19 protein-coding genes are annotated in these 22,035 nt (G+C 57.2%); 7 read left to right on the top strand and 12 right to left on the bottom strand.

What is annotated here, in order from left to right:
• Positions 1-241: 241 nt before the first annotated feature.
• Positions 242-1,195, bottom strand: a complete 954-nt coding sequence (locus tag KGB20_RS17030; RefSeq protein ID WP_223532825.1) for an LLM class oxidoreductase — start codon at positions 1,193-1,195, stop codon at positions 242-244.
• A gap of 371 nt (positions 1,196-1,566) precedes the next feature.
• Here KGB20_RS17030 and KGB20_RS17025 point away from each other — a divergent pair, with 371 nt between their 5' ends.
• The gene (locus tag KGB20_RS17025; RefSeq protein ID WP_223532803.1) at positions 1,567-2,004 is read left to right on the top strand and encodes a nuclear transport factor 2 family protein; all 438 of its coding nucleotides are present in this window, start codon (positions 1,567-1,569) and stop codon (positions 2,002-2,004) included.
• A 464-nt stretch (positions 2,005-2,468) separates the two neighbouring features.
• On the opposite strand, the gene KGB20_RS17020 is transcribed toward KGB20_RS17025, so the two are convergent.
• From KGB20_RS17020 to KGB20_RS17005, 4 genes are all read right to left on the bottom strand, one after another.
• Positions 2,469-4,091, bottom strand: a complete 1,623-nt coding sequence (locus KGB20_RS17020; protein ID WP_223532801.1) for an acyl-CoA synthetase — start codon at positions 4,089-4,091, stop codon at positions 2,469-2,471.
• 136 nt (positions 4,092-4,227) lie between these two features.
• Positions 4,228-5,784: an aminomethyl-transferring glycine dehydrogenase subunit GcvPB gene (gene gcvPB / locus KGB20_RS17015; protein WP_223532799.1), complete on the bottom strand. Its 1,557-nt coding sequence runs from the start codon at positions 5,782-5,784 to the stop codon at positions 4,228-4,230.
• Positions 5,781-7,184 (bottom strand): aminomethyl-transferring glycine dehydrogenase subunit GcvPA, encoded by a 1,404-nt coding sequence (gene gcvPA / locus KGB20_RS17010; RefSeq protein ID WP_223532797.1) that lies wholly within the window; start codon positions 7,182-7,184, stop codon positions 5,781-5,783. The genes gcvPB and gcvPA overlap by 4 nt, the downstream gene beginning before the upstream one ends.
• Before the next feature lie 36 nt (positions 7,185-7,220).
• On the bottom strand, positions 7,221-8,387 hold the full coding sequence (locus KGB20_RS17005; protein ID WP_223532795.1) for an ATP-NAD kinase family protein: 1,167 nt from the start codon (positions 8,385-8,387) through the stop codon (positions 7,221-7,223).
• Between the two features lie 160 nt (positions 8,388-8,547).
• Between KGB20_RS17005 and KGB20_RS17000 the strand changes: the two genes are divergently transcribed.
• Positions 8,548-9,153, top strand: coding sequence for a TetR/AcrR family transcriptional regulator (locus tag KGB20_RS17000; RefSeq protein ID WP_223532793.1), 606 nt, complete (start codon positions 8,548-8,550; stop codon positions 9,151-9,153).
• A 35-nt stretch (positions 9,154-9,188) separates the two neighbouring features.
• Positions 9,189-10,106 (top strand): AraC family transcriptional regulator, encoded by a 918-nt coding sequence (locus KGB20_RS16995; RefSeq protein ID WP_223532791.1) that lies wholly within the window; start codon positions 9,189-9,191, stop codon positions 10,104-10,106.
• Here the strand turns inward: KGB20_RS16995 and KGB20_RS16990 are convergent.
• The 7 genes from KGB20_RS16990 to KGB20_RS16960 all read right to left on the bottom strand — a co-directional run bounded on the left by KGB20_RS16990 (position 10,051) and on the right by KGB20_RS16960 (position 18,687).
• Positions 10,051-10,815, bottom strand: coding sequence for a cytochrome c oxidase assembly protein (locus KGB20_RS16990; RefSeq protein WP_223532789.1), 765 nt, complete (start codon positions 10,813-10,815; stop codon positions 10,051-10,053). The two genes, KGB20_RS16995 and KGB20_RS16990, sit on opposite strands and share 56 nt — an antisense overlap.
• A 56-nt stretch (positions 10,816-10,871) precedes the next feature.
• Positions 10,872-12,848, bottom strand: coding sequence for a primary-amine oxidase (locus KGB20_RS16985; protein WP_223532788.1), 1,977 nt, complete (start codon positions 12,846-12,848; stop codon positions 10,872-10,874).
• Positions 12,849-13,203: 355 nt separating this feature from the next.
• Positions 13,204-14,610 (bottom strand): APC family permease, encoded by a 1,407-nt coding sequence (locus KGB20_RS16980; protein WP_223532786.1) that lies wholly within the window; start codon positions 14,608-14,610, stop codon positions 13,204-13,206.
• An 82-nt stretch (positions 14,611-14,692) separates the two neighbouring features.
• Positions 14,693-15,526: an SDR family oxidoreductase UcpA gene (gene ucpA / locus KGB20_RS16975; RefSeq protein WP_223532784.1), complete on the bottom strand. Its 834-nt coding sequence runs from the start codon at positions 15,524-15,526 to the stop codon at positions 14,693-14,695.
• A gap of 42 nt (positions 15,527-15,568) precedes the next feature.
• Positions 15,569-16,567 carry a helix-turn-helix domain-containing protein gene (locus KGB20_RS16970; RefSeq protein ID WP_223532782.1) on the bottom strand — a complete coding sequence of 333 codons (999 nt, stop codon included), beginning with the start codon at positions 16,565-16,567 and terminating at the stop codon, positions 15,569-15,571.
• Between the two features lie 329 nt (positions 16,568-16,896).
• The gene (locus KGB20_RS16965) at positions 16,897-17,346 is read right to left on the bottom strand and encodes a SulP family inorganic anion transporter (RefSeq protein WP_411740895.1); all 450 of its coding nucleotides are present in this window, start codon (positions 17,344-17,346) and stop codon (positions 16,897-16,899) included.
• Positions 17,347-17,916: 570 nt separating this feature from the next.
• Complete coding sequence (locus KGB20_RS16960; RefSeq protein WP_128607829.1) at positions 17,917-18,687, bottom strand: DeoR/GlpR family DNA-binding transcription regulator; 771 nt, start codon at positions 18,685-18,687, stop codon at positions 17,917-17,919.
• Between the two features lie 264 nt (positions 18,688-18,951).
• Here KGB20_RS16960 and KGB20_RS16955 point away from each other — a divergent pair, with 264 nt between their 5' ends.
• The 4 genes from KGB20_RS16955 to KGB20_RS16940 all read left to right on the top strand — a co-directional run bounded on the left by KGB20_RS16955 (position 18,952) and on the right by KGB20_RS16940 (position 21,369).
• On the top strand, positions 18,952-20,232 hold the full coding sequence (locus tag KGB20_RS16955; RefSeq protein ID WP_223532780.1) for a haloacid dehalogenase-like hydrolase: 1,281 nt from the start codon (positions 18,952-18,954) through the stop codon (positions 20,230-20,232).
• 360 nt (positions 20,233-20,592) lie between these two features.
• On the top strand, positions 20,593-20,844 hold the full coding sequence (locus KGB20_RS16950; RefSeq protein ID WP_043302427.1) for a hypothetical protein: 252 nt from the start codon (positions 20,593-20,595) through the stop codon (positions 20,842-20,844).
• Between the two features lie 28 nt (positions 20,845-20,872).
• Complete coding sequence (locus KGB20_RS16945; protein ID WP_008019294.1) at positions 20,873-21,097, top strand: hypothetical protein; 225 nt, start codon at positions 20,873-20,875, stop codon at positions 21,095-21,097.
• A 68-nt stretch (positions 21,098-21,165) separates the two neighbouring features.
• A complete protein-coding gene (locus KGB20_RS16940; RefSeq protein ID WP_043302433.1) occupies positions 21,166-21,369 on the top strand; it encodes a hypothetical protein in 204 nt (67 codons plus the stop codon).
• The last annotated feature ends 666 nt before the right edge of the window (positions 21,370-22,035 follow it).

The raw sequence follows: 22,035 nt of genomic DNA, 5'->3' as shown, positions 1-22,035 counted from the left end.
GTTTTTACACACTCTGGGCCAAAAGCAGTCGTTGGAAAATTCTATGGGTCCAACAATTTTTCCCACCACTGCTAGGCTTTCCAACTGTTCCGCGTTAGCCGCCTTCGTGCTAGCTGTGCTCCATGGTAAGGCGATTCAAGCCAAGTCGGGCTTCAGTCGCGATACCCTGGACGCGGTAGTCGACCAAGCCTTGTAGACCTGGCCATCAAAATTGGCCGTTCCGTTCCGTTTCGCTTCATTGTCACGCTTCTGGATAGTTGCCAGCAAAATGGGGAACCACATACTCACCCAGCTCCTGAACGACTTCGTGCGCAGGGCGGCGACCGTATTTGAGATTCAAGCCGACATGGTTGACCCCGATCTCTCTCAACGTTTGCAGGTAATGGATCAGGAAGCGATGCCCTGACCTGAACCCGAGATGAATAGGCGTGCGTGCTTCTTCCGGATCTGGCGAGAGATCAACATAAAGTGACTGCGAGAATGGCTTGAAACCTTGAGTCAACGACCGCCATTTTTGAATCGTCACTGCCTGTTGCACCACGTCCTGCGGATAGTAGAGCCAACCGTCAGCATGACTGGCGATCCACTCCAGCGATTGACGCGAGTGTCCCGTCACCATAACGGGGATGGTGCCCAGTAGAGGCTTGGGTAGCAGGTCTGCGACGGACAGTTCTACCCTCGAAGTGGAGATCCTTGGCGACTCTTCGCTCCATACACGGCGCATCACCGCCAATGCTTCCTGAAACAATTCCTGGCGTTTTTCGAGAGAGGCGTTGAAGGCCGAGAACTCGGTTGGCCGGTCCCCTGTCGCAAGACCAAGCACGAGGCGCTGCCCCGACAGCCTGTCTACCGAAGCTGCTGCCTTGGCGAGATGCAAGGGATGACGCAAGGTTGAAACGATGCTGCCCGTCGCGAGCGCGATACGGGTAGTCTGCGCCGCCACATACCCCATGAATACCCATGGGTCATAAATGTGGCCCACATCACCGAACGAAGGAACATTCAGAGGAACATCCCTGAAATACACGGCCGAAAATCCGTAGCGTTCCGCCAACTGCGCGGTACTGATCTGTCGCGCTACATCCATCTCCGGGATAGCCCCTGCGTAGGACTCAATCGCGAAGTAAAGCCCAAGAGTCAGGTGCCCCTCGCGGTACATGGCCGAGTATCCGCGGTGATCTTTGAAGTCATGCATGATTGACGATTGATCCAAGTGAAGAAGTGCCGGCACGCATCATCCTGGCCAAGCCTGGTTAGGCAGAAGCTGATTACATACGCCGTGTATGCCGACAAAAATACAACATACAACCCGTATGTCAATCGACAGATTTGCCCCTTCACCACAAAAATCCCCCCGCTGCTCAATCGATTTCTACAAAAACTCAGCCTTCCAACGCTCCAGGATTTACACAAAAACAAACGGTATGCACGCCACTTGACGTGCGCAACGTATATTAAATAGCATAACTAACATACGACGCGTATGAAAAGTCTTGCCACACGGACAGCCATACCTCCGTCACCCGCAGAAAAGTTCCTACACCACGCAAGCCAACAGGAGTATTTATGATCGACAGTCTCGCTGGGTACCAGTCGCCCTCCATGATTTCCGACACCGCGACCCGGGAATCCCTCAATGCCTTTATCACGAAAATCCTGCTGGGCTTTTCCACGCCTGGCTCGGACGTCGCCAAGTACTTCGCCGATCCGGACGTCGCGATCGCCGGCTCAGGCTTGGACGAGTTCTTCATGGGGACCGAAGCGGTACAAAATGGCGTGACGTGGGTGACCACCCTGAACATCCGATGGGAACCACGACTGGTGGTGTCCTGGATGCGCGATGACATTGCCTGGGCGCAGATCCGCATCGACGGCCACACGATTGAAAACGCTGAGCCAACGGTCGTCCAGTACGTTGCGACCGGGGTATTCCAGCGCAAGGGCGACGGCTGGACCTGGTTGTACTGGGGTGGCGGCGAACCGCAAAAAGTAGCTCGGCTGTAATCAGACACTGCCGCAAGTTCGACCAGATCCGAGGCCGTTAGCTCCAAACATTCCTTTGTAGATCGACGACAACGGTGGTCAACAAACGAGTGGATTGCCGCCAACGGCCAAGGTTCGTCATCCCCCCCAACCCAGCCTGTTTACCCAACCTCGATTTCCCGTCCCCTGCCCACCATCGGGATTGCACCGGAGGCCCAGATGCCTTTTTTCAGAACCTATGCCTTTCATCTCGACGATGCTTCGCTCGAGAAGTATTGCCGACCCGCGTTTTTTTTGCCTGCGATACGTTGATGCAGGAAGAGGTCGACGAGCCTGGCGTCCCCCACGCCAATGAAACCTGCGAACAAGATCTGCAAACGCTGAAGTCTTCAGCGAACCATCAGCCTTCTCCATTTCATCTGGAGAGCGGCTGATGGCCTTTGCCAGCTACTCCATCTAACGCCCTCTAAACTTGGGCACTCTTTTCAGAGTGCCTTGGCCCAATCGCGCAACAAGTACTTCTGGATCTTGCCTGTCGATGTTTTCGGCAACTCGCTGAACACCACGGTTTTCGGCAATTTGAAGCCCGCCAGATGTTCACGACAGAACAGGATGATATCGGCTTCCCGGGTGTCCTGATAATCGACTTTGAGCTTGATGAAGGCGCAAGGGGTTTCGCCCCACTTTTCGTCCGGGCGGGCGACCACTGCGGCCTCCAGTACTGCCGGGTGACGATAGAGAACGTCTTCGACCTCGATGGTGGAAATGTTCTCGCCGCCCGAGATGATGATGTCTTTGAGGCGATCCTTGATTTCGACATAGCCGTCAGGGTGACGGACCGCCAGGTCGCCGGTATGGAACCAGCCGCCTTCGAACGCTTCACTTGTCGCTTTGGGGTTCTTCAAATAACCCTTCATGACCGTGTTCCCGCGCATGAAGATTTCGCCGACACTTGTGCCGTCCAAGGGGACCGGTTCAAGGGTTTGCGGATCGGCAACCATCAGCCCTTCCAGGGTCGGATAGCGTACGCCTTGGCGCGACTTGATCCTTGCACGCTCATACAGCGGTTGCTCGTCCCATTGCGCATGCCAGGCGCAAACGGTCACTGGGCCGTAAACCTCGGTCAGGCCATACACGTGAGTGACCTTGATGCCCATCTCCTCCACCGCGCCGATGACTTTGGCCGGTGGTGCCGCGCCTGCCAGCATGGCGTCGACCGGATGATCGAGGGTGACTTTGGCCGAGTCGGGCAAGTTGACCAGCCCATTAAGAACAATCGGTGCACCACACAGATGGCTGACCCGATGTTCGTGAATCAACGTGAGAATTTTGTACGGGTCGACACGGCGCAGGAACACGTGAGTCCCTGCCAACGCAGTCACCGTCCACGGATAGCACCAGCCGTTGCAATGGAACATCGGCAATGTCCACAGGTACACCGGGTGGTGACCCATGGCCCAAGTCATCTGATTGCCCAGTGAATTGAGATAGGCCCCGCGGTGGTGGTAGATGACGCCCTTTGGATTGCCCGTGGTGCCGGATGTGTAATTGAGCGAGATGGCTTGCCATTCATCCTCAGGCCATTGCCAGGCGAACTGCGGGTCGCCTTCAGCGAGGAAAGCTTCATAGTCTAGCGCGCTGACCGCGCAGCCTTCGCCGTACTCCGGGTCGTCCACATCGACCACCAGTGGCGGATGGGAGAGCAAGCTCAAGGCCTCACGAATGACCGCGTGGAACTCTCGATCGGTGATCAAGACCTTGGCTTCGCCGTGTTCAAGCATGAAGGCAATGGCTTGCGCGTCCAGGCGTACGTTCAGGGTATTGAGCACTGCGCCGATCATCGGCACGCCAAAGTGAACTTCAAGCATGGCGGGAATGTTGGGCAACATCACCGCCACTGTATCGCCCTTGCCGATACCCCACCTGCTCAGTGCACTGGCCAGGCGCCGGCAACGCTCATAAGTCTCTTGCCAGTTGCGCCGGATGGCGCCGTGGATCACAGCGGGATACTCACCGTAGACAGAGGCTGTGCGCTCGATAAAGCTCAGCGGAGAGAGGGCGATATGGTTGACTGCCGAGGGCGCCAGACCCGTTTCGAAAATCGACATGAGGTTTTCCTGTGGGGAGATCACCAGCCTGTTTTGCTGTGCTGGAAAACTCCAATGGCTTATTGTTAGCTCTGATCAGGTTTCAAAACGGCCCCGCCTGATCAGTGGGGCCGCTGCAACGTTGGAAACGCTTGGTTTAAGCAGTCTGTTGCTTGGTTTTGCGCAAGTGCGCTCGCCAGGTCATGGCCCAGTGTGCCGGGTCTTCCAGCGGTGCGCTCTTCAACCGGTGGATCGCCTGGTTGTGCGGCGAAGTCTTGACGATCTCCGGGTTCGAGTAGGCCTCGTCGGATATGTGTGCAAGCACCGCAATCCAGGTGTCCAGCGCCTCCTTGCCATACATCTCGCCCGGCTCGGGGGTAAACGGTTCTGGCACCAGCCATGGGTGATGGCTGCTCCACATCGGGTCAATACCGAAATCGCTCATGCGATTCTGCACGTCGTGGACGTCGACCCCGGTGTCTTCCTTGAGCTGCTCAAGACTGTAGCGGGTCATCTCCATCCGCGGGCTTGTGGCCTCAGGATGTGAGCGGGTCACGCCACGGATCGCCAGCAGGCCTTTTTCCATGTAGTTGTTGGCCAGGACCGAAATATCTGACGCCTCTGCCATCCCCTTTGCGCCCATGGAACGGGACCAGGCGTAGGCCTTAAGGATGACCGGAACGTTACCCCAGAACTCGCGGATCTTGCCGGAACTCTGCGGACGATCGTAATCAAGGCTGTAGCGTTCACCGTCAAAGGCCACCACCGGCGCCGGCAGGAACGGTGCAAGTTCTGCCGAACAACCATAGGCGCCCACTGCCGGGCCCCCTACTCCACTTTTCGGTGCGCCGAATGTCTTGTGCAGCATGAACATGCACGCATCGAAACCGAGCTCTCGCGCACGAATCTTGGTCATCGCGCCGTTGAAGTTGGCGTGGTCGTAGAAGCACAGACCGCCCGCTTCATGCACCACGCGCACCCACTCGCGAATTTCCGGGTTGTACACGCCCATGTCGTCGGGGTTGTTCACCATCAGCGCTGCCGTGCGGTTGGACACGGCGGCCTTGAGGGATTCGAGCGACGGGTAACCGTTCTCCTCGATCATCAGGGTGATGACCTTGAACCCGGCGGCAGCGGCAGTCGCGGCACTGCTGGGGTGAGTCTGGATCGTGGTGATGATTTCGTCACGCTGCTCCAGTTCGCCACGGGAAGCGTGGTAGGCACGGGTCACGGCGCAACTGGTGTACGCAGCGTCAGCACCGCCGCCTGCCTGGAAGATGAACTGATCCATCCCGGACAACTCGCGCAAGATCGTGTCCATGCCATGCACCACTTGCAGCGCGCCTTGCAAGGTGTCCTCGTCCTGATACGGATGAACGTGAGTGATTTCCGGGCGCCAGGCCATCGCCTCGTTGATCTGCGCGTTGTACTTCATGGTGCACGTGCCGAACAGGCTGATGTTCATCATGCCCAGGGTCTGCTGCGACAGACGCAAGTAGTGATACAACACCTCGGGCTCGGACATTTCAGGCAACGCCGGTTTGCTTGAGCGCCGCATGTTCGCGGGAATCAAACCGTCTGCGCTGCCGACAGCCGCTTGCACGTCAGCCTCAACATCGGAAAAGATCACACCGCGACGGCCGGGATAGCCCATCTGCAGAATGACGGGTTCGCTCCAGACGGGAGCATGGTATTCCTTCAGTGTTGTGATCATTGTGCGATTACCTTTTTGAGTGCAGCGGTCAGACGCTGAACATCGGCTTGTGTGTGAACCTCGGTGACGCAGTACAGGGCGCTGGCCCCAAGCGCTGGAAAGTCCTGTGTCAAGTCTTTGCCGCCGAAGATCCCGAGCGCGAGCAACCGCTTGTTGATGTCCTTCACGCTCAGTCCAGTGGCGTCGAAATTCACCACGAATTCCTTGAAGAAACCGGAAGGGAATGTCACTTCCACGCCCGGAATTTCTCCCAGCAACTTCGCCGCATAGTGAGCACGTTGCAGGATGAGATTGCCCACATCCTCGAAGCCTTTTGGCCCCATCATCGCCATGTAAACGGCGTTGGCGATGGCCCACATGTAAACCGAGTGACCGGTCCAATCATTGCCCTTGTCACGCAAGCCGTAGGACGATTGTTCGAACAGGCTCAGGCCAAAACCGTATTCGCCGGGGTTGGTGGTTTCGGCGATGCTGATAAACAGCGTCGGGTATTGGTGGGCGTACAGTTCTTCGTCACGGGTCGCGATGAAGCCGCTGACGCCGCCACCACAGTTCATGTGCACACCCAGCGGTTGAGTGGTGCCCACCACGATGTCGGCGCCGAAATCAATCGGTGCGGCCAGCACGCCGAGGGAGATCGGATCGACGCCGACGATGACTTCGGCGCCCGCGGCATGAGCAATGGCGGCAATCTCCGCGCCTTGCTGTTCGATCACACCGAAATACGACGGTGTTTCGAAATAGACAGCAGCGGTTTTCGCGCCGATTGAGGCGCGCAGGTGATCAAGATCGAGCAAGCCGGTTTTCGGGTCAAAGTCGACGAGTCGCACGACGATATGGCCCGGCATTTCCACGGGTTCGCAATAATTGCGGATGATGGAAAGTCGCTCCGGATCGATGGCGCGGACTACCGCCACTTCGCTGCGTCCGGTAATGCGTGTTGCCATGCGAATGGCGTGGCCCGCAGCGCAGCCCCAACTGCGCACGGGCAGGCCGACCAGGTCCATGTTCAGCAACTCGCCGAGCTGGCTGCAGAACTCGAACCAGGCTTGATTGCGACCGTGGTCGGAGCTCGGCTCGCCAAAAACCGATGTCAGCCACTCGTTGCGGCGCACGACCTCGTCGCACGCTGCCGGAACGTGGTGCTGCCAACAGCCGGCACCCAGGAAGTTGAGGTTTTGCTCGCAAGTCTTGTTCTTCGACAGCGTGCTGACCAGGTGCCGACGCAGTTCGCTCTCGTTGAGAGCCGGGGGCAAATCAATCGGACGTTGCAGGCGGTGTTCATTGGGAATTTGCTGGAACAATTCCTCGATGCTGTCGACACCAATCGAGTCGAGCATCTCCTGTTTGAGTGCAGGAACAGAGTTCGCCATGTAGGGGTGGGCGACATGATTACTCATGGGGTTATCCTCGTTTTTTTCGGATGAAACAATTGATCAGGATCGAACCCTGAAGAAGACGGACCGGTCAGGTCCTGTGTGCACGCGTATATGGCCGCTGAGCATGGCGTCGACTTCGGCGTCACCGGTGTCGACGCGCAGGCAGCCGGTATCGAGGGAAAGGAGCTTGTCCATCGAGGTGATCACGATGATGTGGTCGCGCCCAGCCCGACGGATGACCTCGGCGCTGATTTGCTGATTGCCACGGCCGAACAAGCTGCCGTGACCGCCCAGAACGCCGACGATGATGCGGGTCTCGTGCCCTTCCATCAGGCGGATCAACTGGTGTTCATTGAGATCAGCGCCAACCAGCGCACCGTCCATGACCGCATCTACGCCAAGCAGCGTCGACGGCAGGCCGAGTTCGGTCATGACGCGCCGTGTCGTGGTGCCCGGCCCCAAGAGGTACAGGCAGCCGGGTTTCATCTCCCTGACAACCTGTCGGGACATGGCGTCGAGCGCCATGTTTTCGTTGGCCACGGAACCAGCCTTGGCGTTTTGCGTCAGGTGACGTTCGTGCGGGCTACGGGCGTAGCCATACAGCCGCGCCGACACCTGATCGCTGCGCATGGCAGCCTCATCGATGTCCATGACCTCGGCTTCGCGAAAGCGCACCGAGGGTTCGGCGGCAACGAAGCGTGCCGCAATATTTCCAGCGTTCTGCGGATTGGTACCGAACACGGCAGAATACATTTTCACGCCCGTCGGGATACCCAGGATGGGCACGCGATCGCCGACCATTTCCAGCACATCCCGCGCCGTGCCATCGCCCCCGGCGAAAAGAAGCAAATCGACCGAGGCGTACGCCATGACGAGCGCGGCATTTCGGGTGTCATCGGGCCGGCTCGCTCCCGGTGAAGATGTGTAGACGACAATCGGATCGAGGCCGGCGGCGAGCGCTACATCTTCGCCCAGTTCTCCAGAGCCGGTGATGAGTCGAAATGGAGTCGTCGAAGCCGCCAGACGCTTGAGCGCGAGCAAGGCCCGATCGCTTGAAACGGGTTGCGCACCACGGCGCCTTGCTTCCTGCAGAACCTCGGCACCGTCGGTGCCCTTTAACCCCACACGCCCGCCCATCCCGGCGACCGGGTTGACGATAAATCCCAGGGTTTTCCCCTGACCTACGGGGTGGAGTGAAATATCGGAATCGCGCTGTTCACGCATTGCTCGGTATCCTGTGCGAAATGGCGGGGCTCCAGAGCCTGAGAGCACACTGCTCAAGCTAATTGCATACGCCGCGTATGTAAGACACAATACGACATACGCGAAGTATGTCAACTTACATACGCTACGAATGTTAAATTCTTTATAGGGAACACGACCGATGGCGCAGAAGCGTGCGGACATGATTGCGGAGACTCGCGGCAAACTGACCAAGGCTGCGCGAGACGCATTTGCTGCGAAGGGATATGCGGAAAGTTCGATGGACGATTTCACCGCTCAAGCGGGTCTGACCCGGGGTGCGCTGTACCATCACTTTGGCGACAAAAAGGGGTTGCTACAGGCCGTCATCGCCCAGATCGATGGGGAAATGATGGAGCGTCTATCGGTGATTATCGAAGAGGCGAGCACAACTTGGGACGGCTTCATCGATGAATCCATCGCTTACATCAAGATGTCCCTGGAGCCGGAAATCCAGCGCATCGTGTTCCTCGACGGGCCAGCGGTGCTGGGCGACCCGTCGCAATGGCCGAGCCAGAACGCTTGCATCCGTAGCACTCAACGCAGCATTCAAAAGCTGATTGATGAAGGGACGATCCGCGTGGTCGACACCGAAGCGACGGCGCGCCTGATCATGGGTGCCCTGCTCGGTGCGTCCTTGTGGATTGCGCATGCTGAGGATCCCCATACGGCCTCTGAAAAAGCCGTCGAGAGTTTCCGGGCACTGGCTTCCGGGTTGCTGCTGACCAGCCACCCGGTGAATCAGTAACAAACAAGCGATAGACGACATAACGGTGCCGCATGATGCACAGGCAGGCTCAACACTTCGACGAAATCATCGAACACGCCGCGTCACTGCCGCACTGGTCGCAGCACTACGACAAACTGACACCCGGTGCTTTCCACGGTTACCTACAGGACGTGCAACTGAACGGCGTCCGATTGTTCCGTGAAACCCTGAGCAGCGGTGTCGCGCAGCACACTCACACGCCTGCCCAGTGCATAAACCTGCTACTGCCGGTGAACCTGCCGTGTAAGCCCGACGTTGTGCCGAATCGAAGCATCCTTGCCGACGGGCTGAACTTCCTGCCCTATGACGACGACTTCTTCTTTGTCACACCGCCGGACACTGACTACATCGTGGTATCCCTGGATTGCCAGGTACTTGAACAACTGTTGGTCGCCGAGGACGTCGAACTGTTCTACCGCCGACCCAGGGGGTACGGGATGAAGGTGCCCGTCGGGCGGTTGCAAGGTGCGCAGGTCGCCATGACGGGCCTACTTGATCAGCTCGAAACCCTTGATGAACTCAGTGATCAGGCCCTTCAGAACTACGTACTCACTACGCTGCTCGACTTGCTTGAGCCGCAAAGCCCAGTGCGATTACAGGGGCTGGGTGGAAGCCACCAGCACATCGTCAATTACTGCCATGAGCGCGTGCTGCTGAGCCCTGCCGGGGAGTCGCTGTCGATCCTGGACTTGTGCCGGGAGCTGAAGATCCCCCGCCGCACGCTGCATTACAGCTTCGAAAAAATCGTCGGCAACTCGCCACTCACATATTTACGCGCCATTCGTTTAAACGCTGCCCAGCGAAGCCTTACCGAACACCCGGCCCCCAGCGTCGCCGATGTGGCGTACCGCTGGGGGTTCACCCATCAAAGCTATTTCAGCCAGGAGTACAAACGCCTGTTTGGGCATTCACCCTCGGCCCATCGGCGTTGATAGTCGGCGGAGGTTTGCGATGCATAACACGATCGGCCCACAGCAGAAGCAACGCCGACAGGCACATCAGTGCGCCACCCAAAATCTGGTCCAGTTGAGCACTCATAGTCCCGGCACCGTGCATGTGCGTCATCGAGTGACCGTGCATGGGGTACAAGGGAGGACTGAGCAGCAGCATTACACCGACCAGCACCTGCGGCAGCGCCACCGCCAGGCTGAAGCTCCACTGCTTGCGCAAAGGAACATCAGCGCGCTGGCAATAACCCCCCATCACCCGGCATAACCACAACCCGCTCACGGCCATGGCCCATTTCATCAGCGCATACAGCGTGGCATCGTCCATCAATCGCTGATGCAGTTGAGGCAGCATCCATACGCCGCTCATTGCACCGAACGCGATCACCCCCCAAATGCGCACCGCCCTCCCTTCCCTCCTGAAACCTGCTTCGGTGGCCGGCTCCCGGGCGACGGCAAACAGTAAAAGGATCGGTGCCAGGTGATGAATCAAGGCGCTTTGCAGGCAGTGCAGCCAGACACTGTGGCGCGCAGCGGCGTCCAGCGCCGGCTGCATGCCCAGCAAAAACACCAGCGCAGCACCGCCCAGCAACAGCGGTTGACGCCTCCAGCCCTTAGGCCCGCCGCTCACCCAGCAAACAAATACGGCAATTGCCAATAACTCCAGCCAGGCCCAACTCGAAAATCCAGACATGACAACACCCTCGACCCAAGCGCAGAGCGCTTGGGCATTCATCGATTGAGACCTGATCAGGCGTTGTGTTTGCAGCAACTGGCCGGCTGACCGTCCTGGACACTGGCGTGGTCCCTGCTCGCCGGCAAGTCCATGGCCGGGTTGCCGTTGAAGAAGTTATTGGGCTTGAGCTTGAACCCGACGTATTCCACCGGCATCACCGGGAAATCCTCCGGTTTGCAGATGTGGGTATGGCCAAAGGTGTGCCACACCACCAGGTCCTGGTTCTGGATCTCGCGGTTGTTCTGCGTGTACAGCGGGAGGCCGTCACCCCGATGCTGGTTGGGGTAATCGCCGGAGCCGTAACGCTCGCCGGGCGCGTAAGGCGTCACCCACAGGTGCTTGCTGGCAAACCCGGCGCGTCGGCCAAACGAACTGTCGGGTTGGGCGAGCATGACCGGATTGTGCTCGGCCATCAGTTTGTAGCCGGGGTGATTGCCGACGGCGTTCTTGACGTTCGGATTGATGATCTTCCAGAAGCGCCCGGTCTGGCCGTTGGCCTCACGGGCTGCGTCCAGCTCATGGGTAAACGTGGTGGTCACACTGTCGAAGACGTTGCCCCAGGTATTGCCCTCGCCTTGCGGGCGCGACTGGAAATTGGTTTCAGTCACCGAGTTGTGCTCGCCATCCACCATCATGTGCAAACGCGCACTGAAGAAATGCTGGTGGGTCGGGCCATAGAACTCGGGCGTGACCATGCCGCCCCCACTGGCTGGGCGTTGACCGGGGACCAACGCGGCGGTCTGGATGATCCCGGTTAGCTTGGCTTCGAGTTGAATCGTGCCGTCCTGATAGAGGTACCAGAAAAAGCCATAGTCGTAGTTGGCCACGGTGCAGAAGAAGCTGATCACCAGGCGCCGGGAACGACGCATTTCGAACACGCCAGTACGAAACTCATAGTGTTTCCACAGCGTGCCGTAATCTTCCTCGTGCATGCAGATGGCGTTTTTCATGACAAAAGGTTCGCCCTGATCATTGACCGAGGGCACATCGAAATAACGAATCGCCCCTAGGCAGTCACAGCCCAACTCCAGTTGGTTGGCCAGACGGCCGAGTCCGTATTCACCGCCGTCGAACGCGCATTTCCAGTAATGATTGAGCTCGTTGTCCGAATAGGGAACGCCCATGTCGGTGACACTGGCGCGATAGAGGATCGGGCGCACGACGTCACCGTCCTTGTAACCCAGCTGGTGCAGAACCAGACCTTCGCGCGGTGTGAAACCGACGCGGAACTCCCAGTTCTGCCAGTTCACTTTCCAGTCATCGACGGTGAAGCTCACGCCCTCGGGCTGCGTGATGTGCAACGATTTGAGTCCGTCGCGCGGCTGGCCCAGGGACGCTGAATCGTAGTTGATCGTTGCCTTGGGGATCGGCGTCAGACGGCCGTCGTCCAACAGTTCGATGACCTCGCCCTTGTTCAGGTCGATGATTGCAACCAGTCCTTCAATCGGGTGGGCGTAGCCGTTGTCGGTCAGCTTGTCACGGTAAAACGCGACGCCGCGCATCAGCCGCTTGCCCTGATAACGTTCGTCATCGCCGAAATGTCCAAACGACCAGGGATCGATCTGCACGTTTTCGATATCGGCATCGGTGAGGCCCCGGCGCTTGACCGCCGCGCGCCAGGCGGGATCGTTTTGCACGGCTTCCACGCACAGATCGAACTCCTCAATCATGATCGGTGCATGACCCTGGGTTTCAATGTCGACCGCTTGCCAATCGATCAGGGTTTGGCTGTTCAAATCCACCAGCGCTTCGAAGGTGTTGCCCGTCAATTTGTCCAGCACCAAGGCAAATGCACGCCGAGAAAATGCCTGGCCTGGCACATGGGCCAACACCTCACGCTTATCCGGTTCGGCGAGGTGCAGATAAGGGAAGCGGCATTTATCGTGAAGGTTTTTTTCCCGCTTCAGGATGCCACTCGCCAAAGCAAGTTCCTCTAGCGAAAGCGGGTCAAGCGGGTGGGTCGCGGTCGTTATTTTAAGATTCACGTTCATGCTTCGTACTCTTCCAGTCAAATGTACTTTTGGGTTTAAAGGCATTCGGACGATGAAGAAACTGCAGCACTGCGGTAGGTCGGCATGTAAATGCTACGACCAACTACCGCAGGCGCATTAACACAAATTGGCAGAAACATAGCGGGCTCTCGCCAAACTAAAAGAACTGGCATGTTTCTGGCTTTTTAATCACTCAAGGTACAGCGGATAAATGATCCGGCAACGCTGCGGTCAGGTCGGCAACCCTCCTGCGCGTTCCAGTTATCCAGACTTGCGTCATCACTTCGATGGCAATCGCACTATCAAAGTGCAACCTGCCCTAATGCGGTGCTACAGCGTCCTACAGGCTGTTGAATCAACTATTCTTTGAACGACCTTTAATCACGCCGTAAAAGAACAGCACCACCAGAAGTAAGGGCGTTCCATTCACCCAGGCCGATTCACTTCCGGTCAGTAGCCCGTAGTTCTCATAGATCAGGTAAACCGCCAGGCTAAGCCCCGCGAGCGCAACCAGCGGGCTGACCAGGACTTTGAGATATCTGCGATCGCTGATTTTTTTGAAATGGGCAACCACCGCCAGCGAAATGAATGCCTGAAGCCCGATGAGCCCAAGCGTTGCCAACGCCAGCGTCACCGGGAAGAGGAAGACAAAGGCGTCGTAACCCAGCGATGTCGGTACGGCAATGCAGACTGCAACCAACACCGTCACTAAAAGACTCGCATTGGCCGGGGAGTTTCTTTGCGGATGAATGTTCGATAGCACACTCGGCAAATGTTTATCTTTGGCCAGCACATGCACGTAGCGAGTGGCCGCGTTGTGCAGCGACAACAAACAGGCAAAGTTGCTGGTGCACAACATGATCGAAACAATGGTGGCCGTTGTGCCTCCCAGGCGTGTCGAGAACAGGTTGATGATCAGCTCGCCTTGCGCCGTTGCCGCTTCGCCCTTAATCGCCTCTACCCCGATGCCGCCGACGATCAGCCAGATAATCACGAAGTAGGCGACAGCCACCAATGCCACCGCGAGACGCGTGGCCCCCGGAATGGATTTTTCCGGCCGCTTGGCTTCCATCGCATACAGCGCTGCGGACTCGACACCGAGGAACGCTGCCAGCGCGACCATCATTCCAACGCCCAGGCCGGGCGACGTTATTGCATCAATCGATACCGCCTCAACTGGGAAAGCCGCGAGGCCTTTATCCATGAAAATGGAGATGCCCAGCAAAAACAGCATGAAGAACTCTGCCAGCACCAATGGCACCAGGACCTTCGCGGCAAAATCAATATTCGCCCGGCCTAAATAAGACGTCAGCGCCATGAACAACAAAGTCCATGACGTCCAGCCAATATCTACGCCAAATGTTTGCAGGGTCAAATTGGTGTAGTAGCCCGATACGATCGCCAGGGCAATGGTAATTGCCAGGTAGGACGCCAATGCTACCCAGGCCGCGCCCGCGCCAACCCTTGGGCCAAAGACTACCGATAGATACCTGTAAAACGCGCCTGCGCCCGGGATCGCTCGAATCAACTCGCCATAGCCTACCGAGAAACAAACCATCAAGAATCCCGCCACCAAAAATGTTCCGGCCAACCCCGGGCCGTTGCCGAGTTGAAAGCCAATGGGGGCGGCTGTGAGAACGGCGCCTAAAGGTGCTGCGGCGGCAATCACCAACAATGCGATCTGATAAGTACCCAGATTGCCTTTCAGCTTTTCGCCGACTAAAGGCGCATCTTCATGCAGGGATTCGGTTAGCTCTGTCATCACAAAAGCTCCACTCTATTATTTTTATGGATCACGCAAATGGGTCGATGCAGTAGCGTCCTTGCTGAAAACTCAACGTGTGTTACATCCCAATGCTGACTGTCTCGGGCAGCGTGCTGGCACCATCGATCACGATTTGCGTACCGTTGATGTAACTGGACTCGTCGGACGCGAGGAATGCCGACAGCTCACCGACTTCATCGGGCCTGCCCAGGCGTTTCATTGGAATGGCTGTGGCCAGTTCATCAAGAACCGACTTCGGATCGTCCGGATTGACTTGCCTGGCGACCTGCTCCGCCATCGGCGTCCATATGAAGCCCGGGCAAATGGCATTGACCCGAACGTGATGGGGAGCCATTTCCACCGCCAGCGCCTTGGTGAAGCCAATCAGCGCGGACTTGGACAAGGCATAGGCCACCTCGCCCGGATCGGCCGTCAGGTCACCGGTGACGGACGACATGACGACCACTGCACCGCCGCCGGATTTGATCATGTGTGGCAGAACCGCTCGGGCGGTATGCCATGCACCTTTGACGTTAACGTTGATGTGCAAGTCGAGATCGGCGTCGCTGGAATCCAGAAACTTCGCCAGTCGGCAAACGCCAGCATTGCAGACCAGCGCATTCAACTGGCCAAAACGCTGCATGCCTTTTTCGGCAATGAGGCGCATGGCCTGCGGATCGGTCACATCACCGACTTGCGCAAGCACTTCCACGCCGTAGGTATTTTGAATCTCTGCTGCCACTTCATGGATCGACTCATCAAGATCTACCAGGATCAAGTTGGCCCCGTATTTTGCGTAGATCGTGGCATGAGACTTACCCATTCCTTTTGAAGCCCCGGTAATCAAGGCCACTTTCCCGTTTAACTTACTCATGATGTCCTCCGGCTTTTTTGAACAAAGCAATCCCGTCATGCCCAGGTCATGTCCCCGGGCATGCTGTTTCACAACCAGGTTTTAAGTAATTACCGTCGAACGATGGTTTTTAAGTGTTTCGGACGGCCGTTCGCCAAACAGATGTTTGTAGTAGACGCTGAACATGCCCATATGCCAGAAGCCCCAATTGGCGGCCACTTCACTGATCAAGGTCGGTTTATCGCTGGAAACAAGTTCCGCCCTGACGCCGTTCAAACGTATGTAGCGCAGATAAGTCACGGGGCTGATACCCAATACTTTGTTGAAGGCATAGTGCAACGAGCGATGACTGGTGTGCAGTCCCTCACACAAATCGGTAACCGTTAACGCTTCGCTTTTTCTTGAAAGAATATAATTGCGCGCACTGTCTACAACATGGCGATGAATGAACTGCTCTGCGTGAGATTTCTTCGACACGGGCAGGTCCGCTGTCATGCCAAGGAGCAAATGCATGATGTCGAAAGTCAGCTGTTTTCTGGCTGACGCCGATTCGAGGATTAAAGGATTGGCCTCGACGGCGCGGAAGAAGTTATCGAACCCTTGCCTGAAGGCTGCGCACTTTTCGGGCGCCAGTGAACTGACTTCCTTGGTCAGCGCGATGACACTCTTGTCATCAAACTCGTCATCCAGGGAGTATTTCCTGAAGGCTTCAACATCGACGGATGCGCCATAAATATCCGAATAGCCCGGGGTCTTGAATTTGAGTTCGGAATCCGGCCGGAGAAAGAACACTGAATCAATGCAATCGAGCTCTTTACCACACCAGTAACCGTGGCCGCGCAACGCGATGGGAATGCCCAAGGCAAATTTGCCAGGCAGGGTCTGCCCATGTTGATCCACCGCTTGATTCATCACCTCGCGGAAGATCTGCACCACACCCACGGAAATTTCAGTGACCGAACCTGCGAATTGCCCTGGGCTTATCTGCAGATACTCTTGCTGCCACTCCGATAAAGAGTTCGCCAAGACGTTGGCGTCGGTGACAGAAACGCTCTGTAAACCTGCTTGGTGAGATTTTTGCTGGACCGGTTGCGATCTCATGGCATATCTCCTGGGCGCATCAGTGTTCTTTTTATTATTCGAATGGCGGCTTTACCGTCTATCGAGCCTGTGCCTCGCGTCCTATGCTCAATGGCTACAGTTTCAAATTTACACGATGCTTATGGGGCCGGGGGGCAAGGGGTCTGAGATTGCGCATTTTTTTGATAGCCGAGTCATCCTGTAGCAACGGCGGCATCACTCACTGCCCCCTCGTTCTCCCAACCCGCCAGATCAACCGGATGACTCTGCACATAACTGCCGACGGCATCGTCTATCGTGGGGAAAAACGCGCCTCCCCGAGTAACGTGTACAACCCGAATCGCTTGAGCTTACCTTGACCGGGGTCTTTCATCTCGGTCACGCACAATGTGATGCCCGCTGCGCGCAGGGTTTCGTCCACTTCGGCCAGAATGTCGGCCGAGCTCACATCCATGCGGGTGATAGGTTCCGCCGCGATGACCAGCCAGCACCAGCGGCTTCGGCCGCGGGCGTGCGTGACGAACTGCTGCTGATCGCAAAACCCTGAAAAAACCGGCGGCCAGGTTGGCTACGCCCTGGCCGACCATTTCCTGATTCGGATCAACGTAGGTTCTGGTCCGCGCCGCGTAGACGCGAGACAGTACGCTGGTGTCGGCGAATGAAACCAGCGCCACGGCGCAACCGCCAATCAGCACGGGGACGATATTGGTGCTGGTAATCCAAGGGATGGCAAATCCCGGCAGTCCTTGTGGGATCGAGCCGAGGACCGACACCCCGGAGCTTGCCGCAAGGTCCAGCACAGCCGAGCCGGACCTCTTTCTCCCGAGGCATCTCTTGGCTGAATTTTGCAGTTGCTGAACGTCCGCTGTGGGTCCAGGCTGTGTGAAAACGCATTCACTGTTTTGAAGTCTGCGTTGCTACGTAAAATCTGCCGATTGTTGGTTGGTCAGCAGACCGAAAATTTACGTAGGAACGCGATTCTTGCTCCGATTCTGACTGTCAAATTTGCTCTAAAACGTTTTCACACAGCCTGGGTCGAGGCTGTGTAAAAACGTTTTAGAACACGTTTGACAGTCGGGGATGGAACAAAAGTCGCGTTCCTACGCAAATTTCTTGTCTGCTGATTACACAAGCACCAGCAGATTTTACGTAGCAACGAAGACTTCAAAACGGCGCATGCGTTTTTACACACTCTGGGCCGATTGCTGCCCGTCACCAAGGGCAGAAATCGACCCATTGCAAGCGATCGCAGCCAATACAGTTACGGTCAGTTTGCCCGCGCCAAGAGTCGCATCGTGCAAGATCTACCCGGTTGCGCCGCACTAGAGCATCACGCTGCGTCAGTGCCTGTTGCAACCGCCAAGCCACTGCTACGCCAGGACAATACGTTTGAGCTTGGCGTTCAGTGCGGCGAACGCCGCTTCGGTACTGGCCTTGTGGTTGGTGATGAGCACGTCGATGCGTTCTGGCGGGCAGAAAGCGACGCGGCTCTCCACGCCTATCTTGCTGTAATCGGCGAGGATGACCACCCCTTCGGCGTTGTCAGCCATGGCGCGCGCCACTTCGGCTTCGCGGTGGTCGTAGTTGCTGGCACCGCGCTGGGCGTCGATGCCGACGGGCGATAACAGCGCGAGGTCGGCCCGATAGCGGCCAATTTCCGCCACCGTGGTGCCGCCAACCGTAGCGGGGGCACGGTCGTCGAGCGAACCGCCCAGTACGATCACCTCGTTGTGCTGGCCGCCCGGCACGGCGGGATTACGCAATTGCAACGCCACGTTGAACGAGTTGGTGATCACGGTCAGCCCTCCCAGCTTGGCCAGCTCTTCGGCGAGGATGACGGTGGTGGTGCCCGCGTCGATAAACACAGTCTGTCCGTGCGACAGCAGACTGACCGCTGCGCGCGCGAGGTCACGCTTGAATTTGACGTTGATGTTCGCCCGCTCGGCGATGGGCGCTTCGTCCTCAACGCGGATGGCGCCGCCGTGTATCCGCTTCAACTCCCCCTGTTCTTCCAGAGCGACCAGGTCGCGCCGCACCGTCTCGCGTGAAACATTCAGCTCGGTGACGATGCGGTCGGTGGTGACGCGCTGCAAGGTCGATAGCAATGCGCGGATCCGCTGGTAACGCTCTTCTTGCCACATACCGGGTGTCCCTGCTGTTCGAGTCGCTGTCCGAGCACGCATTGTGGAGGGGCGTCAGTCGCTGTCAAGTTTGGCGCGGCCCCATGATCATTGAGCTGACACGGTCTGTGCGTCATATTTGTGCAATGTTGAGGCATTATTGTTTTTTTGTGTATTTGGAGCTAGCCTCGTGGCCGGACGGTTTCTTCCCCTCGTCCATATTTCGAAACACGCTTTCGCCATCGCCTCGGTTGTAACCTCTCGTCTAGAAGTAGGAGCTATGCCATGCAGCGTCGCCAGTTTCTGAACACCCTCGCCACCGTTTCCGTCGTCTCTCCGCTGTTGTTGTCATCCCGCCTAACGCAAGCCGCCACGCCCCCGGCCACACCAAGTGCGCTGGACCCGGCGCGCTGGTCGCCGCTTAACCAAAAGCGTCTGCAGGCGGTGATCGATGAGCACGGCGTCAAGAGCGCGTCCTACCGTCCAGAGCAGCGCCCGTACGCGGTGTTCGACTGGGACAACACCTGCATCATGAACGACTGTGAAGAAGCGCTGCTGGTCTACCAGATCAATCATCTGCAGTACAAGCTGACGCCCGATGAGTTCGCCGCTGTGGTGCGTCAGGACGTGCCGAACGGCGCGTTCATGAAGGACTACACCACGGTGGACGGCAAGCCGGTCAAGATGGAAGACATTGCCAGCGACGTGGAAGCGGATTACCGCTGGCTGCATGCCAACTACAAGGGGCTCGCCGGCGACAAGAGCCTGGAAGAGATCCAGGCCAGCGAGCAGTACAAGGATTTTCTCGCCAAGCTCTACTTCATGTACGACGCGATCTGCGACAGTTACCCGGTGGAGATCGGCTACAAGTGGATTCTGTACTTCTACAAGAACATGACCACGGCTGAGTTGCAGGCGATGGCCGAGGCTTCCAACAACTACGCCATCGGCGACGCGCTGCGCAAGGTCAAGTACGAGAGTTCACGCACATTGCCGGGCAAGGCCGGTGTGGTGGCCGATACCCACTTCCATGGCATTCGTATCCATGAGGAAATCCGCGGCCTGATGCACACACTGCGCGCCAACGGCATCGACGTCTATGTCAGCACCGCCTCGATCGACGATGTGGTACGCGTGTTCGCGGGCAATCCTCATTACGGATACGGCGTGCCGCCTGAGAACGTGATCGGCCTACGCATGGCGATGGAAGGCGGCAAGTACACCACTCGCTATCAGCCAGACTGGCACTTCAATTACGGTCCGGGCAAGACCGTCGGCATCAAGAACGTGCTGGTTAAACAGAAGGGCTATGGCCCGGTGTTGGTGGCTGGCGACAGCGATGGCGATGCCTGGATGCTGCGCGACTTCAACGATACGGCGGTGGGGGTGATCGTCAACCGCATGAAGAAAGGCGAGATCGGCGCCGACAGCCAGCAGGCCGCTGCCCAACTTGGCAAGCCGGACGCCCGTTTCGTCCTGCAAGGGCGCGACGAGCACACGGGCCTGATGATTCCAGACGAGAAATCGCTCAAGTACGGCAAAGACGAGCTTAAGCTGTTGGCTTGATGGCACTGGCTCGCGGGTGTCCGGCGGCCATCCGCGAGCCGCAGTGCAACTCGCCTTGTATCTGCGGGAATGATGATTCTGCGTCGGAAAATCGGTACCGCTGCCGGCCCGAGTGAGTCTGTAAGTAGTATCGAGTCAAAATTGTGAGTTGCCCCAGGTTTTCGAGGCGCGCCCCACAGGCCGCTTTTGGCCGTTCTCTGCCGATCATGGTTACAAAGCGTGCTGGTCAAATCCGATGCAATCGGTGGTCAGAACGAATGCAAATGACTGGTCAGGTCGAATGCAAGCGGGTGATCAAGTAGAGTGCAATTTCGCAGCTGAATATCGGATTAGTGTTGTGGGGACTTGTAAGGGGTGATGATGGGGCTCAACAAACCAGTGCAGGACCTGAAGCGCGATCTGCAGGGTGTCGCCTCTGATCTGAAGTGGTCGGCCGTGGAGTTAGTTCGGATTGCCGAGCGGCTAAGCCACGCAGGTAATGGACCAGACGCTGAGGCGCTTCGAAGGATGATCACAATCTTCCAGCAAGGTGAGAATCGGTTAGATGGCTGGATTAAAGAAATCGGTGCAGGTCAGGTAGTCCGGCCGGCGAAGGCAGACCACTGCCAATGATCGCGGAAGGGATTGGCAGGAGGTTGTCATGGCACTTAACAAACCCAATCAAGAGTTACGCCGCGACTTGAAAGCCGCTGCATATTCCCTCGAAGAAGCTGCCCTGGAAATGTTCAGGCTTGCAAAACAGCGCGGGGATACAGAGCTTCTGGAGGCAATGGAGACGATCGAAAAGCTGCATGAGCAAGCTGATCGGCTGACTGCTTACACAGATGAGGTGAAGGCGGGAAGGATTGTCCGGAAGGCTGAATAGCCATGCGTCTGGCGGGCGTATTCGCGCTAGATCTGAAATACAAGCAATGCCCTGTAAACGGTTACTCAATGAAGAAGAAGCTGACGGACAGTAAAGCAGCAGTGACTGCTGCTGAAATTGAGCGTTCTATCCAAGCCCTGAACAAAATGGCTGAACGCCTATGGGGGGATGGCCGGGAAGCCGAGGCGAAAGCTCTCCTCGATGCCTTGGACGCATTAAACCGGGCGCTTGATCGGATCAGGATTGGAGAGAGTCGCAGGGTTCTCCATTGAACGGCACAAACTAGCTGGCGGGTTATGAAGGCGAGAAGAAGTGTGCGGGGGAAGGCGGAGTAGGCGCGTGGTATGACGGCGAGATGTTGTAGCGGCTTGGCGGTCGTACCGATGTAACTCAAATGCCCGGTCCAGAGCCGGGCTTCTCGTATCTGCCCCTGTCATGCCTTCGTCACACCTACCAAGCACAATGCAGTCAGCCAAAGGGATTTGGCCCATCTACAGAGAGCCCGGCTAATGTGCCGGGCTTTTTCGTTTCTGCGACATGCTTTTCACCAATCGCTCACATGGTGGAGCGCAGATTAACCCTGCTCCTTTGAAGAATTCCCATTTGGCCCGCCCGCATGCGGGCCATTTTTTTGGTCGCTGCCACGATTTCTACAAGAACTGGAGAAGCGACCATGTCAGATGACTGCGAAATTGCACTCCACTTGACCACCCGCTTGCATTCGACCTGACCAGTCATTTGCATTCGTTCTGACCACCGATTGCATCGGATTTGACCAGCACGCTTTGTAACCATGATCGGCAGAGAACGGCCCAGAGTGTGTAAAAACGCCTTCGTGAACCCTTGCTATGATTTCTGAGGAATTCATCGCAGGGATCGCCCATGAAGCGCTTTATCCAAGGTGAACATCGAGGCCAAGGTACCTTACTTCCCGAAAG

The sequence above is a fragment of the Pseudomonas sp. BF-R-30 genome (assembly GCF_019956175.1).
GTDB classification, from domain to species: Bacteria; Pseudomonadota; Gammaproteobacteria; order Pseudomonadales; family Pseudomonadaceae; genus Aquipseudomonas; species Aquipseudomonas jessenii.
The sequence above is the reverse complement of the archived record's forward strand: the minus strand, read 5'-3'. Positions and strand labels throughout refer to the sequence as shown.